Here is a 14,171-nt window from a genome sequence, read left to right as displayed (position 1 = left end):
GCGGTCCGCCGTGGCTTGTCGCGCGGTTCCCCACGCCCCTGACGGGTCCGCCCTCCGGTCTTCCGGGCAGAGGATCACCCCCCGCGGGCGCGGGAAACCGCGCACTCAGCCGACGCGGCGCGGCACTCGGGACGACACCGCAAGCGGCACCCCCGGGGTCCTGGTCACCGCGACGGGGCCGGGAGGTAGCCCGCGGGGCAGGTGCTGAAGGTGCCACGGCCATGCGTGCGGCTCCGCAGCCCGGTGGCGTAACCGAACAGCTCGGCCAGGGGGACGGTCGCCGTGAGGACCGTGGAGCCCATGGCCACCACGCCAGAGGCGGTCACCCGGCCGCGACGCGCGGCCAGGTCGCCGAGGACGGCGCCCACGGCGCTCTCGGGCACGGTGACCGTCACCTCGGTCACCGGTTCCAGCAGCACCATCGCGGAGGCCCGCAGCGCCTCGCGGAGCGCGTAACGGCCCGCCGTGCGGAAAGCCAGCTCCGAGGAGTCCTTCGCATGGGTCGCCCCGTCCGTCAGCGTGACGCGCACCCCCGTCACGGGGTGACCGCCCAGCGGCCCCTGCGCGAGAGCGTCACGGCAGCCGTCCTCGACCGCGCGAACGTACTCGCGCGGCACCCGGCCACCGGTCACCGTCGAGGTGAACACGAACTCCTCCTCCCCCTCCTCGGCGCCGAGCGGCGCCACATCGATGACGACATGGGCGAACTGCCCCGCCCCGCCGTCCTGTTTGACATGCCGGTGGACATGGCCCGTCACCCCGCGGACGACCGTCTCCCGGTAGGCGACCTGCGGGCGGCCGACGCCGACCTCCAGGCCGTGGGCGCGGCGGATCTTCTCCACCGCGACCTCCAGGTGCAGTTCGCCCATGCCCGCGAGCACCATCTGGCCGGTCTCGGGATCGGTCCTGACGGCGAGCGACGGGTCCTCCTCGACCAGCCGTGCGAGCGCCGACACCAGCCGTTCGGTGTCGGTGTTGCGGGCGGCCTCGACCGCGACGGAGACGACCGGGTCGGCCGCCACCGGGGGTTCGAGCACCAGCGGGGCGCCCGGCGCGCACAGCGTGGTGCCCGCGCGGGCGGCCTTCGGCCCGACCACCGCGACGATGTCCCCGGCGACCGCCTGTTCCAGCTCGGTCTGCCGGTCGGCGTGCAGCCGCAGGATGCGGCCGATCCGCTCGCCGCGCCCGGTGCCCGCGTCCAGCACCGTGTCTCCCTTCCTGATCGTTCCCGCGTAGATCCGCAGGCAGGTCAGCCGCCCGGTGGCGGTCGAGTTGACCTTGAACACCAGCCCGGCGAAGGGTTCCGCCGGGTCGGCCGCGCGTTCGCGCGTTTCGCCGTCGAGCGTGCCCCGGACCGGGTGCACGTCCAGCGGCGACGGCAGATAGGCCGCCACCGCGTCCAGCAGCGGTTCGATGCCGCGGTCGCGGTAAGCCGAGCCGCAGAGGACCACGACGCCCTCTCCGCCGCGGGTGAGGTCGCGCAGGGCCGCCGTCAGGGTCGGCTCCGACAGCGCCGAGCGCGCGCAGAATTCCTCCAGCGCGGCCGGGTGCAGCTCCGCCACCGTCTCCTCCAGCAGCCGTCGCCGCCGGTCCGCCTCCTGCTTCAGCTCGTCGGGCACCGCGCCTTCGCGCGGGCCGCAGCCGTCCGTCCAGACCAGGGCGCGCATCCGCAGCAGGTCGACGACGCCCGTGAAGCCGTCCTCCCGGCCGATCGGGAGCTGGACGACCAGCGGGACGGTGTGCAGCCGCCGTCGGATGGAGTCGACCGCCCGGTCCAGATCGGCGCCCGCGCGGTCCAGCTTGTTGACGAAGACGATCCGCGGCACGCCGTGCCGGTCCGCCTGCCGCCACACCGACTCGCTCTGCGGCTCGACGCCCGCTACGGCGTCGAACACGGCGATGGCGCCGTCGAGCACCCGCAGCGAGCGCTCCACCTCGTCGGCGAAGTCGACGTGCCCCGGGGTGTCGATCAGGTTGAACCAGTGCCCGTCCCACTCGCAGCTCACCGCGGCGGCGAAGATGGTGATGCCGCGGTCGCGCTCCTGGGAGTCGAAGTCGGTGACGGTCGTCCCGTCGTGGACCTCGCCGCGCTTGTGGGTGGCGCCGGTGAGGTAGAGGAACCGTTCGGTGACGGTGGTCTTGCCCGCGTCCACGTGGGCGAGGATGCCCAGGTTCCTGACGTCGGCGAGTGCCGGTACGGACGGACGGTTCGGGTTGCTGCGCACGGCCTGTGACCTTTCGGATGATCCGGTGAGGTGGCGGCGCGATTGTCGTGACGTACGACCGATGTGGCCCCGTCCGGAGAGCCGTGAAGCCGCGCGGCCGTAGCGCCGAGCCGCGCCCGGGTGTCCGGGCGTACGGGTACGGCGGCGGGCCTGGCAGGCAGGGCGGCGGGGAGGCGGGGTCGAGCCGATCGGTCGGGGGCCCGACGGGGTCAGGCGGGCGTCACGGGGCCACGGTGCCGGCCGCGCAGCGGGCACCGGGCGGACCGAGACACCAGAATCACCCGGTGCCGGGTCGGGGGAACGACGACTGCGCTGCGGTGACGCACGGCCGGGCTCCCCTCACTGGTCCGTTCACTCGTCATGGCACGCGCCGTCCGATGGTGGCGGCGCGTGGACGCGTGCCGAGTGTAGGGAGGCGGCTCCGGTCGCCGCACCGGGTTTTTCCGGTGCGGCGGGGCGGGCTCGTGGCGGGCGGCGTCAGGCCGGGGCGCTCGCGTACATCCGGGAGATGACCTCGGGCAGCAGGCGTTCGGTGAGGCGCGGGGGCAGGGCCTGGAGGACGGCGAGGACGGGGGCCATGCGGTCGGGCAGCGCGCCGCCGGGGCCGACGCCCGCGAGCTGGAGGGCGAGTGCCACCTCGTCGGGGCCGAGGGTGTCCGGGTCGAGCGCGGCGGCCAATTCCACGAGTCCGGGGTCGACGGCGGTCGGGCCGTACGCGCGGGCCCTGGTCACGGCGTCGGCCAGGTGGGCGAGGAGTTCGTCGATCCGGTCCGGGTCGGCGACGGCGGCGGTGACCGTGAGGTGCACATTGGACGGTGAGCCGCCGAAGGCGGGCTGCGGCTGGAGGTACCAGCCGAGCAGCCGCATCTCGTCCGCGACCACGAACGGGTCGAGCGCCGGGTCGGCGGAGGCGACGGCCACCAGCGACGCCTCGGGGGCGCCGAGCACCCGCAGCCCCTCGATCCGGCCGATCCCCTCGACCAGCCGTACGGTCGCCGCGTGCACGCGGTGGGACAGGTCGGTGTACCCGTCGGTGCCGACCCTGCGCAGCACCGCCCAGGCGGCGGCGAGCGGCCCGGCGGACTTGGTGCCCTGCAAGGTCGCGTTGACGACCGGGTAGCCCGGCCAGGAGGCGTGCGCGAACCAGCCGTGCCTGCGCAGTTCCGCGTCCCGGAAGAGCAGCACGGAGGCGCCCTTGGGCGTGTAGCCGTACTTGTGCAGGTCGACCGAGAGCGAGGTGACGCCGGGCACCGCGAGGTCGAAGGCGGGCGGCGGCGCGATGCCGTCGGCCAGCCGCCGGTGCGCCAGGTACCAGCCGCCGATGCAGGCGTCCACGTGGCACAGCGTGCCGCGTTCGGCCGCCGCCCGCGCCACCTCGGCGACCGGGTCGAGCACGCCGTGCGCGTAGGAGGGCGCGGAGACGACGACGAGGGCGGTACGGGGGCCGATGGCGGCTGTCATGTCCTCGGCCCGCACCCGGAAGGTCTCCGGGTCCACCGGGACGCTCACGACAGTGAGTCCGAAGAGCGCCGCGGCCTTGTGGAAGGCGGCGTGCGCGGTGACGGGGAGCACGATCTCGGGGGCGGTGACGCCGCGCGTCCTGCGGGCGTGCTCGCGGGCGGTGAGGACGGCCAGCAGGCAGCTCTCGGTGCCGCCGCTGGTGAAGGTGCCCGCCGTCCGCGGGCCGCCGCCGAGTACGGCCGCCGCCCGCCCCACGACGTCGTTCTCCAGCGCGACCACGCTGGGGAAGGCGGTCATGTCGAGGCCGTTGACGCCCGCGAAGGCGGCCTGGGCGCTCGCCGCCAGATCGTCGAGCCCGTCGAGTCCCGCGTCGTAGACGTACGCCATCGTCCGTCCGCCGTGCACGGGCAGGTCGGCGGCGCGCAGTCCGGCGAGGTGCTTCAGGATCGCGTCGTCGGTCCGGTCGTCCGTTTCGTCCATGCGCGGGAATCTAGGCCAGGGCCAGGACACACACCAGGCCCGAAGCAGAATATTGTTCAACTTCTGCTTCGGGCCCGGAAGGACGGGCCGGGCGCTCGGGCGCGGTTCCTACCGCTTGAGCGTCGGCTTCAGTTCCATCAGCCGGGCCAGCAGCCCGTTGACGAAGGCCGGTGACTCGTCGGTGGAGAACTCCTTGGCGAGCTGCACCGCCTCGTCCAGCACGACCGCGTCCGGGACGTCGTCCTCCCAGAGCAGCTCGTACGTGCCGAGCCTCAGCACATTGCGGTCCACGACCGGCATCCGGTCGAGCGACCAGCCGACGGAGTAGCTGGACAGCAGTTCGTCGATCCGCTCGGCGTGCGCCTCGCAGCCCTCGACGAGCTGCATCGTGTACTCGGTGACCGGCGGCTGCCGGTCGTCGGTCCTGGCGAGCCGGATCCAGTCCGCCATGGCGGTCTTGGGGTCGACGCCCCGCTGTTCCGCCTCGAAGAGGATCTGGAAGGCCCGCTTGCGGGCCTTGTTCCGGGCAGCCACGGTTAGCTGTTCACCCGGCCGAGGTAGTCGCCCGTACGGGTGTCGACCTTGACCTTCTCACCCGTGGTGATGAAGAGCGGGACGCCGATCTCGTAACCGGTCTCCAGGCGGGCGGGCTTGGAGCCGCCGGTGGAGCGGTCGCCCTGGACGCCGGGCTCGGTGTACTCGATGACCAGCTCGACGGAGGCGGGCAGCTCGACGTAGAGCGCGGAGCCCTCGTACATCGCCACGACCGCCTCGAAGCCCTCGAGGAGGTAGTTGGCGGCGTCGCCGACCGTCTCGGGCGCGATGATGATCTGGTCGTAGGTCTCGGTGTCCATGAAGACGAAGTCGGTGCCGTCCTTGTAGGAGAACTGCATGCCGCGCTTGTCGACGTTGGCGGTCTCGACCTTCACGCCCGCGTTGAAGGTCTTGTCGACGACCTTCCCGGAGAGCACGTGCTTCAGCTTGGTGCGCACGAAGGCGGGGCCCTTGCCGGGCTTGACGTGCTGGAACTCGACTACGGTCCAGAGCTGGCCGCTGTCGAGCTTGAGCACGAGGCCGTTCTTGAGGTCGTTCGTGGTGGCCACGGTTGCGGAATCTCCTGAAAGTGCTGCTTCGGGGACCGAGGAGGGCACGCGCCCGTCACAGGGCGAGCAGTTCCTTGGTCGTGATGGTGAGTAGCTCGGGCCCGCCGTCCGCCAGTGGACGTACGACGAGTGTGTCGTCGATGCGGACACCGCCGCGGCCCGGAAGGTGGACCCCCGGTTCGACGGTGACCGGCACGCAAGCGTCCAGTTTACCCATGGCCGCAGGTGACAGCCGAGGGTCCTCGTCGATTTCCAGACCCACGCCGTGTCCCGACCACTGTGCCAGACCCTCCGCGTGGCCGGCGGCGGTGAGCGGGCTCCGGGTCGCGTGGTCGACGTCTCGGCAGGCCACACCGGGTGCGAGCGCCTCGCGGCCGGCCCGCTGGGCGGCGAACACCAGCTCGTAGAGGTCGATCTGCCAGGCTGCTGGAGCGGTGCCGATGACGAACGTACGGCCGACTTCGCAGCGGTAGCCGCGGTAGCGGGCGCCGAGCCGGACGGTCAGGAAGTCGCCCTCCTCGACGCGGCGGTCGGTCGGCACGTGCCGGGGCGCGCCGGAGTTCGGCCCGGTGCCGACGGAGGTGCGGAAGGCGGGGCCCTCGGCGCCGTGGTCGACCAGGCGGCGCTCCAGCTCCAGGGCGAGGTGCCGTTCGGTGCGGCCGACCAGGATCGACTCCAGCAGCTCGCCGAGGGCCTGGTCGGCGATCTCCGCGGCGATCCTGAGGTTGGCGATCTCGTGCTCGTCCTTGACCAGCCGGAGCTGTTCGACGGCGCCGCCGAGGTCGGACAGCGGGAGCGCGCCGACGACCGAGCTGATCGCCCGGTGCCGGGTCACCGTCAGGTGGTGCTCCTCGACGGCGAGGGAGTCGGCGTGGTGCTCGCGGGCCAGGTCGGCGGCGGCCACCGCCGCGTCGCCGTCCGGCGTCGTCAGCACCACCGCGCGCAGGTCGCCGGGCAGCGGTTCGTCGCGGTCGTCCTGCGGCGGTGTGAGGTGCACCAGCGCGTCGTCGTCCGGGCCGATCAGCAGCGCCGCGCCCTGCGGCGCGCAGCCGGTCAGGTAGCGGATGTTCGCGGGACGGGTCACCAGCGCGGCGGACGCGCCGTTCGCCGCGCACCGGTCGCGCAGCCGTGCTCTGCGTGCTGCGTGCACCTCGGACATGTGGCGAGCGTATGGGCGCGTCGGCGGCCCGGCTTCCTGAGCGCGTCCACCCGTGGCGCCGGGCCGCCGGCCGCCGGCCGCGCCCGTACCGCCGAAGGCTCGCCTGCCGCGTGAGCCCGTACGCGGGCCGCTCGCCCGCCGCCGCCGGATCGTGCGGGCGGGCTACCAGATGGGCGGGCCCTGGGCGCTGCGGGCCACGACGCGGTCGAGGGCGGCGGCGGCGGAGACCACGTCGAGCTGGGAGTTGTCGATGATGGGCAGGCCCGAGCCGTACCAGCCCGCCATACGGCCGTGGATCCGGGCGACTTCCTCGTCCGACAGGCGGCGGTTGCCGGTGCGCTCCGCGTTGCGGGTCAGGACGACGTCCAGTCCCGGGAGCAGGACGACGGGGAGCAGGCCGGGCCCGACGTGCCGCTTCCAGCCGCCGAGGCCGACGGCGGGGCGGTCGGGGAAGACGGCGTCGTCGATGATGCAGGAGACGCCGTTGGCCAGGAAATTACGGGCGGCGAAGCCGCAGGTGCGGCGGGCCAGCCGGTACTGCGCCTCGGAGTGCTCGTTCCACCCCGCCTGCGGGTCGGCGAAACCGGCCCGCACCCATTCGCGTACGTCGTCCAGGCTGATGTGCGCGGTCGGCGCGCCGCGGTGGTCGGCCCAGTGCCGCGCGATCGTCGTCTTGCCCGCCCCCGCCGCGCCGATCAGCAGCACGGCTATCGGGCCGTGCGAGGCGCCGGACAGCGAGCCGTTGCCGTGCGGCGCCGGGACCTGCACGGGCGCGGGCGAGGACAACGGGAAGTGCCCCGTACTGACGCCCGTCCCCTGGGGCGGGGTGGGGCCACCGGGCTGCGGCGCCCCCACAGCGTGCTGCATCTCGCCCCACTCCATCCCGTACGGAGGACCAGCTTCTTGAACCGGCCGGTAACGAACCCGTTCGACACGGAACGGTACAGCCCCTGACGGCCGTTGTGTGAACGAGCCGCGCTCCTCCAGGGTGCCCCGCTAGGAGCCGCCGTCCTCCGCGAGGGCGCGCAGCGCCAGCCGGTACGAGCCGATGCCGAATCCGGCGACCGTACCGGAGGCGACGGCGGCCACGACGGAGTTGTGCCGGAACGCCTCGCGCGCGTACGGGTTGGAGATGTGCACCTCGATCAGCGGCGCGGTCCGCTGCGCGGCGGCGTCGCGCATCGCGTAGGAGTAGTGCGTGAAGGCGCCGGGGTTGAGGACGACGGGAATCCGGCCGTCGGCCGCCTCGTGCAGCCAGCCGATCAGCTCCGCCTCGTCGTTGGTCTCGCGGACCTCGACGTCGAAGCCCAGCTCGGCGCCGAGCTTGGTGCACTCCTCGACCAGACCGGCGTACGAGGTCGCGCCGTAGACGTCGGGCTCGCGGGAGCCGAGGCGCCCGAGGTTGGGGCCGTTGAGCACCAGGACGCGGGTGGTCACGCGGAGACCTCCCCGTAGGCGGCGAGCAGGACGGCCGGGTCGGGGCCCTCCAGCACGGTCGGCTTGGCGAGTCCGTCGAGGACGATGAAGCGCAGCATGTCGCCGCGGGACTTCTTGTCGACCTTCATGGTCTCCACCAGCTTCGGCCACTGGTCGCCGCGGTAGGTCAGCGGCAGTCCGACGGACTCCAGTACGGCGCGGTGCCGGTCGGCGGTCGCGTCGTCCAACCGCCCGGCCAGGCGGCCGAGTTCGGCGGCGAAGACCATGCCGACGGAGACGGCGGCGCCGTGCCGCCAGTTGTAGCGCTCGTTCTTCTCGATCGCGTGCGCCAGCGTGTGGCCGTAGTTGAGGATCTCGCGGAGGCCGGACTCCTTGAGGTCGGCGGAGACGACCTCGGCCTTGACCCGGATGGCGCGTTCGATCAGCTCGCCGGTGTGCGGGCCCTCCGGGCCGCGGGCGGCGGCCGGGTCGGACTCGATCAGGTCGAGGATGCCGGGGTCGGCGATGAACCCGGCCTTGATGATCTCGGCGAGGCCGCTGACGTAGTCGTTGACCGGCAGCGAGGCGAGCGCGGCGAGGTCGCAGAGGACTCCGGCGGGCGGGTGGAAGGCGCCGACAAGATTCTTGCCCTCCGCGGTGTTGATGCCGGTCTTGCCGCCGACGGCAGCGTCGACCATGCCGAGCACGGTGGTGGGCACGGCGATCCAGCGCACTCCGCGCAGCCAGGTCGCGGCCACGAAACCGGCCAGGTCGGTGGTGGCGCCGCCGCCGACGCCGACGATCACGTCGGTGCGGGTGAAGCCGGTCTGGCCGAGCGCCTTCCAGCAGTAGGCGGCGACCTCGGCGGTCTTGGCCTCCTCGGCGTTCGGGAGCTGGATGGCGATGGCCTCGAAGCCCTGCTCCGCGAGGTCCTCGCGGATCGCCTCGCCGGTCCCGGCCAGCGCTTCGGGGTGCAGGACGGCCACCCGGCGCGCCTTGGGCCCGATCAGTCCCGGCAGTTCGCCGAGGAGCTGGTGACCGACCAGCACCTCGTACGCCTCGGTGCCCGCCGTGGCACCGACCTGGATACGGGTGGGGGGCGCCACCGCGTCGTTCTCGCTCATGCGTCCTTCAGTTGGAGTGCGTCGAGGACGGCCTCGGCCACGTCCTCGGGGGTGCGGTCGTCGGTGCTGACCACGGCGCGGGCGATCTCCGTGTACAGCGGGCGGCGTACGTCCATCAGCTCGCGCCACTGCTGGCGCGGGTTGACCGCGAGCAGCGGGCGCGGCGCGTCCAGGCCGACGCGGCGGACGGCCTGGTGCAGGCCGACGTCGAGGAAGACCACCGGCAGACCGGCCAGCAGGTCGCGGGTGGGGCCGTCCATGACGGCGCCGCCGCCCAGCGACAGCACGCCCTCGTGCTCGGCGACGGCGGTGCGGACCGCGGCGCGTTCCAGCTCGCGGAAGCGCGGCTCGCCGTCGTCGATGAAGATCTCGGGGATCGGCTTGCCCGCGACGGCCTCCACATCGGCGTCGGTGTCGCGGTACGTGGTGCCCAGCCGGTCGGCGAGCGCGCGGCCGACGGTGGTCTTGCCCGCTCCGGGCGGGCCGACGAGGACGATCGCCGGGCCGGTCACTTGATCGCCAGGTTGTCGAGGAAGCCGCGGACGCTGCGCCGGGTCTGTACGACCGAGTCGCCGCCGAACTTCTCCGCGACCGCGTCGGCCAGCACCAGGGCGACCATCGCCTCGGCGACGATGCCCGCCGCGGGCACCGCGCACACGTCGGAGCGCTGGTGGTGGGCCTGGGCGACCTCGCCGGTGGTGACGTCGATGGTGGCGAGTGCGCGGGGCACGGTGGCGATCGGCTTCATCGCGGCGCGGACCCGCAGCACCTCTCCGGTGCTCATGCCGCCCTCGGTGCCGCCGGACCTGCCGGAGGCGCGCCGGACGCCGTCGGGGCCCGGCACGATCTCGTCGTGCGCCTTGGAGCCGGGCACCCGGGCCAGGTCGAAGCCGTCGCCGACCTCGACGCCCTTGATCGCCTGGATGCCCATCAGCGCGGCGGCCAGCCGTGCGTCGAGCCTGCGGTCCCAGTGCACGTGCGAACCGAGGCCGACCGGCACTCCGTACGCCAGCACTTCCACGACGCCGCCGAGCGTGTCGCCGTCCTTGTGGGCCTGGTCGATCTCCGCGACCATCGCCTTGCTCGCGTCCGCGTCCAGGCAGCGCACCGGGTCCGCGTCCAGCCGCTCCTCGTCGCCGGGCACCGGCACCACGCCGTAGGGCGCCTTCGCCCCGGCCAGTTCCACCACGTGCGAGACGATCTCGATGCCCGCGGTCTCCTTCAGGTACGACCGCGCGACCGCGCCCAGCGCCACCCGCGCCGCGGTCTCCCGCGCGCTGGCCCGCTCCAGCACCGGCCGTGCCTCGTCCAGGTCGTACTTCTGCATTCCCGCCAGGTCCGCGTGGCCGGGTCGCGGCCGGGTCAGCGGCGCGTTGCGCGCCAGGCCCGCCAGGATCTCCGGGTCCACCGGGTCGGCCGACATGACCTGTTCCCACTTGGGCCACTCGGTGTTGCCCACCATCACGGCCACCGGGCTGCCCATGGTGAGGCCGTGCCGTACGCCGCCCAGGAAGGTCACCTCGTCGCGCTCGAACTTCATCCGCGCCCCGCGCCCGTATCCCAGCCGCCGCCGCGCCAGCGCGTCCGCCACCAACTCCGTGGTGACCGGCACCCCGGACGGCAGCCCCTCCAACGTCGCGACGAGTGCGGGTCCGTGCGACTCCCCCGCGGTCAGCCAGCGCAACCTGCTCAACGGTGCTCCCTCGATGTGCGCGTCCCGGTCCGGCCGCCCCCGAGCAACGGCGTGCCGTCCTGTCCCCCGATCCTCCCACGCCGACGTGCCGTGCCCCGACACGGTCCACCGTGCGGACAGCGACCGGCCGGAACCGTCACCCCCGCGGCAGCGCGGCCTCGCCCGCCGCGCGCATGGCCGCGAGGGGGGCGGGGGCGTGGCCGGTGTACTGCTCGATCTGGAGGACGGCCTGGTGGACCAGGAGGTCGAGGCCGCCGACGACCGGGGCGTCGCGCCGGGACCAGGCGGCGGCCAGCGGGGTGGGCCAGGGGTCGTAGAGGACGTCGAAGAGGGCGCCGGGGGCGGGCGGGACGGCGGCGGCGAGGTGGTCGGCGGCGCCGGCCGGGGTGGTGGCGATGACCAGCGGCTCGTCGAGGGCCTTGGCGGCGTCGGCCCAGTCGGCGACGCGCACGGCGACGCCGAGGCGGTCGCCCCACTGCCGCATCTCGGCGGCGCGCGCCGGGCCGCGCACGTACGCGGTGACCTCGGCCGTGCCGAGCCGCGCGAGCGCGGCCAGCGCGGAGGAGGCGGTGGCCCCGGCGCCGAGGACCGCCGCGGACGGCGCGGAGGTGATGCCGCGCTCCCGCAGGGCGGCGAGCATGCCGGGGATATCGGTGTTGTCGCCCCTGCGGCGGCCGTCGGGGCCGAGCACGACCGTGTTGACGGCCTCCACGGACGCGGCCGTCTCGGTGATCTCGTCCAGCAGCGGGATCACGGCCCGCTTGAGCGGCATCGTCAGCGACAGACCGCGCCAGACGGCGGGGTCGAGGCCGCCGATGAAGCCGGGCAGCGCGGCCTCGTCGACCTCGAAGCGGTCGTAGCGCCACGCGTCGGCGAGGCCCATCGCCTCGAACGCGGCCCGGTGCAGCACCGGGGAGAGCGAGTGCGCGATGGGTGACCCGAGCACCGCCGCACGGCGGGTGCCCGGGTGTCCGGTCGTGTCCACGGAAGAAGTGCCCCGGTCCTACTGGCTGTTGTACTGGTCGTAGAGCTTCTGGAACTCGGCGTGCGTCGAGGTGAACTTGGTCGTCTTGCCGTCCAGCGAGATGAAGTAGTACCAGTTCCCGCTGTCGGGGTTCATCGCCGCCTTCAGCGCGTCGACGCCCGGGTTGCCGATCGGCCCCGGCGGCAGGCCCTTGTACTTGTACGTGTTGTACGGGTCGTCCAGGGACTTGATCTTGGCGAGGCTGATGTTCGTGGCGCTGGTGTTCTTGATGTAGTTGTACGTCGAGTCGAACTGGAGCAGTCCGAAGGTCTCCTTGTTGGTGGGGACCATCCGGTTGTAGACGACCTTGGCCATCTTGCGGAAGTCGTCGTCGGTCTTGCCCTCGGCCTGTACCAGGCTGGCGACGGTGAGCAGTTGCAGCGGCGAGCTGAGATTCTGCTTCTTCGCCTCGGCGACCATGTCGAACTGGGCGTACTGCTTCTTCGCCTCGCCGACCATCTCGCGCAGCAGCGCTTCGGGCTTCATGCCCTTGGCGACGCCGTAGCGGGACGGGAAGAGGAAACCTTCCAGCGGGTCCTTCACCTTGGAGCTGGTGTCCGCCCAGTCCGGCAGTCCGAGGTTCTTGGCCTGGTCGTGCGCGACCTTCTTCGTGCTGCCCGCGGAGAGGCCGAGACGCTTGTCGATGGCGTCGTAGATCTGCGCGTCGCGCATGCCCTCGGCGATGATCATCGCGTTCTGGGACTTGGGGTCGAGCATCATCGTGACGGCCGAGGCCGCCGACATCTGCTTGTTGAGGACGTAGACGCCCGCCTGGATGAACTGGCCCTTGGGGTTCTTGCGGGCCGCGGCGGTGAAGGCGTCGACGCTCTTGACCACACCGTCGGACTTGAGGATGTTGCCCATGGTGGTGATCGTCGAGCCCTTGGGGATCTCGACCTGGACCTCGCCCGCGCCGTTGCCCGAGTAGTCGGGGGCCGGGCCGAAGCGGTCCTGGTAGAAGTTGTAGCCGAAGTAGCCGACGCCGCCGAGGCCGCCGCCCAGGACGACCAGGACGACCAGGCACGCGCAGCCGCTGCGGCGCTTCTTGCCGCCCTTGGCGGGGGCCGACTTGCCCGCGCGCCTGCCGCCGCCGCTCGTGGTGGTGGTCGCGGGGGCGTCGTCATCGTCGTCGTCGCGGCCGGAGAAGAAGGCGTGCTCGCGCGGGTCGTCGTCCTCCCCCGCGTCCCAGTCGCCGGTGTTGCCCGGGGCCGTCCGCAGCGGGCGCGCGCCCGGCTCCTGCGGGTGACCGTCCTGCGCCCCCTGGACGCCTTGCGTGCCCTGCGCCGGGCCCTGGCCCTGTGGCTGGCCCTGGCCGTGCAGCGGCGCCTGCGGCTGACCCTGCCCCGGAGCGCCCTGACTCAGACCGCCCTGTCCCGGACCGCCCGGCCCCTGCCCGGGCCCCTGGCCCTGGAACGGCGCCTGCGGCTGCTGCCGGTACTGGGGCTGCTGCGGCGGCGGGTAGCCGTTCTGCCCGTAGAAGTCGGGCTGCGGGCCGCCCGCGTACGGATCCTGCGGCTGGTGCCCGCCATACGGGTCCTGGTGGCCGTATCCGCCGACCGAGTGGGAGCCGGTGTCGTAGCCGTCGTACTGCGCCTGCGGGTACTGCTGCTGTTGAGGGTGCTGCTGGGGCTGGTACTGCCCCTGCGGGTGCTGCGGCTGCTGCTGCGGGTACCCCTGCTGCTCGTACTGCTGCGGGGTCTGGGGGTACTGCTGGCCGCCCTGCTGCTGCGGGTACTGCTGCTGGTGCTGACCGGTGGCGTAGGGGTCGTACTCCGCCTGCGGGTACTGCACCTGCTGCTGCGGCGGGTAGGGCTGCTGCGCCTGGTCGTAGCCGTCACCGAAGAGCGGGTCCTCGGGATGCCACGGTTCGGAGCCGGCGCCCCGGCCATAGTCAGTCATCGGTCCCCTTGGTACGCGGTCTGCAACCGGCTTGCCGACCCTGTGAAACGGGCGGCGCCCGAGGGGCGCCGCCGTGTCGCGCGAGACGTTACCGTATCGCGATCAGATGACCACTTCGACGCTCTCGCCCGGAGCTTTACCCGACACCCGTTCGGTCTCCAGCGCACTTTGCAAAATAATGACCGCGGCAGCCTGATCCACTACGGAGCGTCCCTTTTTCGCCTTCACTCCGGAGGCGCGGAGCCCTTGCGTGGCCGTGACCGTACTCATGCGTTCGTCCACCAGGCGCACCGGAACCGGCGAGATGACTTTCGCCACATGCTGGGCGAAGCCGCGGACCTTGGCCGCCGCCGGGCCCTCGCCCCCGTTGAGGGAGCGCGGCAGCCCGACGACGACCTCGATCGGCTCGTACTCCGCCACGATCGCGGCGAGCCGCCGCAGCGCCGCGGGCACGTCCCGGCCGGGCACCGTCTCGACCGGCGTGGCGAGGATTCCGTCGGGGTCGCACGAGGCGACCCCGATGCGGGCGTCCCCGACGTCCACCGCGATCCTCCGGCCCCTCCTCATGCCGCCTTCCCGCCCCGGGC

At 73.0% G+C, this 14,171-nt stretch carries 13 protein-coding genes; all 13 read right to left on the bottom strand.

What is annotated here, in order from left to right; translation table 11 throughout:
- Positions 1 to 164 precede the first annotated feature (164 nt).
- The gene (fusA, locus tag ACFZAM_RS16670) at positions 165 to 2,225 is read right to left on the bottom strand and encodes an elongation factor G (RefSeq protein WP_391046644.1); all 2,061 of its coding nucleotides are present in this window, start codon (positions 2,223 to 2,225) and stop codon (positions 165 to 167) included.
- Between the two features lie 477 nt (positions 2,226 to 2,702).
- Positions 2,703 to 4,166 (bottom strand): aminotransferase class V-fold PLP-dependent enzyme, encoded by a 1,464-nt coding sequence (locus tag ACFZAM_RS16665; protein WP_391046642.1) that lies wholly within the window; start codon positions 4,164 to 4,166, stop codon positions 2,703 to 2,705.
- A gap of 108 nt (positions 4,167 to 4,274) precedes the next feature.
- Positions 4,275 to 4,700: a transcription antitermination factor NusB gene (nusB, locus tag ACFZAM_RS16660; RefSeq protein ID WP_355348754.1), complete on the bottom strand. Its 426-nt coding sequence runs from the start codon at positions 4,698 to 4,700 to the stop codon at positions 4,275 to 4,277.
- 2 nt (positions 4,701 to 4,702) lie between these two features.
- Complete coding sequence (efp, locus tag ACFZAM_RS16655) at positions 4,703 to 5,269, bottom strand: elongation factor P (RefSeq protein WP_188285184.1); 567 nt, start codon at positions 5,267 to 5,269, stop codon at positions 4,703 to 4,705.
- A 55-nt stretch (positions 5,270 to 5,324) separates the two neighbouring features.
- Positions 5,325 to 6,428 (bottom strand): M24 family metallopeptidase, encoded by a 1,104-nt coding sequence (locus tag ACFZAM_RS16650; RefSeq protein ID WP_391046639.1) that lies wholly within the window; start codon positions 6,426 to 6,428, stop codon positions 5,325 to 5,327.
- Positions 6,429 to 6,590: 162 nt separating this feature from the next.
- Positions 6,591 to 7,295: an AAA family ATPase gene (locus ACFZAM_RS16645; RefSeq protein ID WP_188285186.1), complete on the bottom strand. Its 705-nt coding sequence runs from the start codon at positions 7,293 to 7,295 to the stop codon at positions 6,591 to 6,593.
- 129 nt (positions 7,296 to 7,424) lie between these two features.
- On the bottom strand, positions 7,425 to 7,865 hold the full coding sequence (aroQ, locus tag ACFZAM_RS16640; protein WP_355348746.1) for a type II 3-dehydroquinate dehydratase: 441 nt from the start codon (positions 7,863 to 7,865) through the stop codon (positions 7,425 to 7,427).
- Entirely contained in the window at positions 7,862 to 8,968 is a 1,107-nt protein-coding gene (gene aroB / locus ACFZAM_RS16635) for a 3-dehydroquinate synthase (protein ID WP_355348743.1), read from the bottom strand. Before aroB ends, aroQ begins: the two co-directional genes overlap by 4 nt.
- Positions 8,965 to 9,480, bottom strand: coding sequence for a shikimate kinase (locus tag ACFZAM_RS16630; protein ID WP_355348740.1), 516 nt, complete (start codon positions 9,478 to 9,480; stop codon positions 8,965 to 8,967). The genes aroB and ACFZAM_RS16630 overlap by 4 nt, the downstream gene beginning before the upstream one ends.
- The gene (aroC, locus tag ACFZAM_RS16625; RefSeq protein WP_355348737.1) at positions 9,477 to 10,661 is read right to left on the bottom strand and encodes a chorismate synthase; all 1,185 of its coding nucleotides are present in this window, start codon (positions 10,659 to 10,661) and stop codon (positions 9,477 to 9,479) included. Before aroC ends, ACFZAM_RS16630 begins: the two co-directional genes overlap by 4 nt.
- A 136-nt stretch (positions 10,662 to 10,797) precedes the next feature.
- Positions 10,798 to 11,646, bottom strand: a complete 849-nt coding sequence (locus ACFZAM_RS16620) for a shikimate dehydrogenase (RefSeq protein WP_391046632.1) — start codon at positions 11,644 to 11,646, stop codon at positions 10,798 to 10,800.
- Positions 11,647 to 11,664: 18 nt separating this feature from the next.
- On the bottom strand, positions 11,665 to 13,584 hold the full coding sequence (mltG, locus tag ACFZAM_RS16615) for an endolytic transglycosylase MltG (protein WP_391046630.1): 1,920 nt from the start codon (positions 13,582 to 13,584) through the stop codon (positions 11,665 to 11,667).
- Positions 13,585 to 13,686: 102 nt separating this feature from the next.
- Positions 13,687 to 14,151, bottom strand: coding sequence for a Holliday junction resolvase RuvX (gene ruvX, locus ACFZAM_RS16610; RefSeq protein ID WP_355348851.1), 465 nt, complete (start codon positions 14,149 to 14,151; stop codon positions 13,687 to 13,689).
- Positions 14,152 to 14,171 lie beyond the last annotated feature (20 nt).

It is taken from the genome of Streptomyces sp. NPDC008079 (assembly GCF_042957385.1).
Taxonomy (GTDB): Bacteria; Actinomycetota; Actinomycetes; order Streptomycetales; family Streptomycetaceae; genus Actinacidiphila.
This window is presented reverse-complemented; position numbering and strand designations above follow the sequence as displayed.

What these genes read in the sequence shown, in the direction of transcription:
- ACFZAM_RS16650 (WP_391046639.1), bottom strand. Translation starts at nt 6,428, where the DNA reads ATGTCCGAGGTGCACGCAGCACGCAGAGCACGGCTGCGCGACCGGTGC.
- ACFZAM_RS16645 (WP_188285186.1), bottom strand. Translation starts at nt 7,295, where the DNA reads ATGCAGCACGCTGTGGGGGCGCCGCAGCCCGGTGGCCCCACCCCGCCC.
- ruvX (WP_355348851.1), bottom strand. Translation starts at nt 14,151, where the DNA reads ATGAGGAGGGGCCGGAGGATCGCGGTGGACGTCGGGGACGCCCGCATC.
- mltG (WP_391046630.1), bottom strand. Translation starts at nt 13,584, where the DNA reads ATGACTGACTATGGCCGGGGCGCCGGCTCCGAACCGTGGCATCCCGAG.
- aroB (WP_355348743.1), bottom strand. Translation starts at nt 8,968, where the DNA reads ATGAGCGAGAACGACGCGGTGGCGCCCCCCACCCGTATCCAGGTCGGT.
- ACFZAM_RS16665 (WP_391046642.1), bottom strand. Translation starts at nt 4,166, where the DNA reads ATGGACGAAACGGACGACCGGACCGACGACGCGATCCTGAAGCACCTC.